A 1,832-nucleotide genomic window follows, 5' to 3' on the forward strand; every position below is an offset into this window, starting at 1 on the left:
CGTGGGGGGCGGGCCGGGGGCCCCCCTGATTGATCTGGTCCTGGGCCCGGAACACGCCTATCAGCGGGGGCAGCCGCACCGGGCCGCCGTCGATCAGCGGCACGCCCCAGCGCCGGCAGAACACCCCGAACACGGCGTCCTCCTCCACGACCCGCAGATCGCACCAGAGCGCGAGTTCCAGGCCGCCGGCCACCGCGTGCCCGGCGACGGCCGCGATCACCGGCTTGCCCGGACGCATCCGGGTCGGCCCCATGGGCCCGTCCCCCGAGGCGAGTACCCGGTTGCCGCGCTCGCTGCCGATGGCCTTGAGGTCGGCCCCGGAACAGAAGGTCCCGCCCTCGCCCCACAGGACGGCGACGGCCGCGTCCTCGTCGGCCTCGAACCGCCGGAAGGCGTCGGCGAGCAGCGACGCCGTCGGACCGTCCACGGCGTTGCGGACGCCGGGTCTGCTCAGGATCACCGTGAACACCGGGCCGTCGCGTTCCACCCGTACCGAGGCCTGCTCGTCCGCCATCGCGCACCCCTCCCGCTCGCCGGTCTCCCGTGTGGGCCGGTCTCCCCTGCGGGGAGGGTAGCCCGGGTCCGCCCCCGCGTGGTCTCAGTGGCTGTCGTCCGTGAGGGGACCGTAGTGGTACGCGAGCTCCCGCCAGGTCAGCGCGCCCCCGGGCTGCTCCTCCTGCCCCGGGCGGCTGAACCGCGCCATCCGCCACGCACCGCGGTTCGGGCCGTCACCGAGCCGGGTCCACGCGTCGAGGTCGGCGTCGAGGACCCGGTTGGGACCGTCGTCACCGGGGTCGGCGTCGTCGATGGGGGACCAGTGACGCAGGTCGGGCCGCTCCGACAGCCGTTCTTCGTAGGCGGCGGCCCGGGCCATGAAGTCACGGCCGCCGGCCGGGGCACGCTTGACGCGCTCCAGGTCGTAGGCGGTGGCAAGGCTGGTAAGCGTGTGGCGCATGTGACCAGCCTAGAAGCTCGCGTCCCGCTCCGGGAGCCGGTCCGGCGATTTACGAGCGGAGATCGACGCCGGCCCTCACGGGCCCCGCCAGACGTTGGCGAACGCCGCCTTCTCGATGGACCGCCGCTGGCGTACGGCCTCCAGCTCCATCACCGCGTCGTTGACGATCGCCAGTACCGTGATCACGGCCTCGTCGTCGAGCCCGGGCTCCTGCTCTTCCTCGGTGCCGGGCCCGCCCTCCAGGCCCACACTGGCCGCGAGGGCGGCCAGCACCGGCTCGTCCGCCTCCCGGCGGCTCAAGGCCCTGCGGCGAGCGGCCGAATCGGCCACTTCCACGCGGTCGGCCCCGAAGAGCGACCGGCCGCCCCGCCCCTGCGTCAGTTCGCCGTCCGCCTCCAGGCCGGCCTGGTACGCCGCGGAGAGGTCGCGTCCTCTGCGCCACAGCCAGTCCTCGACCCGCTCGTACGGCACCTGCCGGGTCAGCGCCGCCGACGCCTCGCCCAGCAGGCGGTCGTCCAGCGCCGGCTCCCCGGCCGGCACGATGCTGTCCCCGTCCAGGGTGACGGCCCGCGCACCGATCAGGTCGATCAGCTCGGCCCCGGCGAGTGCGAGCGACAGGTCGCCCTGCCCCACGGGACGGTCCGGCGGCGGCTCGACGGCGATGATGAACAGGTCCTTCGCCGTGGTCATGAACGGCTCCCCTCGAAGTCATCGGCCTGGGACGCTGCGCCGGCGGCCCGACCGCCGGCCGAATCGGCCTCCCGTACGTGGAGTTCAAGTATCGCTCCCGCCCGGTCGAACAGGCTGCCGTCGCGGCCGGTGGCCGGCAGACGAACCGGGGCCGGCCGCCGCGGCGCCCGGGCGCAGAGGGTCGGCG

Annotated in this window: 4 protein-coding genes; all 4 read right to left on the minus strand. The window is 74.8% G+C overall.

The window, feature by feature from the left end; genetic code table 11:
• The coding region (locus ACFXA3_RS40680) for an enoyl-CoA hydratase-related protein (RefSeq protein ID WP_385196205.1) at nt 1-514 on the minus strand (514 nt) is incomplete at its 3' end.
• 84 nt (nt 515-598) lie between these two features.
• A complete protein-coding gene (locus ACFXA3_RS40685) occupies nt 599-955 on the minus strand; it encodes a hypothetical protein (protein WP_385196207.1) in 357 nt (118 codons plus the stop codon).
• 75 nt (nt 956-1,030) lie between these two features.
• On the minus strand, nt 1,031-1,645 hold the full coding sequence (locus ACFXA3_RS40690; RefSeq protein ID WP_385196209.1) for a GPP34 family phosphoprotein: 615 nt from the start codon (nt 1,643-1,645) through the stop codon (nt 1,031-1,033).
• Nucleotides 1,642-1,832 (minus strand): hypothetical protein (locus ACFXA3_RS40695; protein ID WP_385196212.1); only part of this gene is annotated, 191 nt, incomplete at its 5' end. The genes ACFXA3_RS40695 and ACFXA3_RS40690, both read right to left, overlap by 4 nt.

The sequence above is a fragment of the Streptomyces sp. NPDC059456 genome (genome assembly GCF_042750055.1).
Taxonomy (GTDB): domain Bacteria; phylum Actinomycetota; class Actinomycetes; order Streptomycetales; family Streptomycetaceae; genus Streptomyces.

Coding starts and splice junctions, on each gene's coding strand:
- ACFXA3_RS40685 (WP_385196207.1), bottom strand. CDS start 955: ATGCGCCACACGCTTACCAGCCTTGCCACCGCCTACGACCTGGAGCGC.
- ACFXA3_RS40690 (WP_385196209.1), bottom strand. CDS start 1,645: ATGACCACGGCGAAGGACCTGTTCATCATCGCCGTCGAGCCGCCGCCG.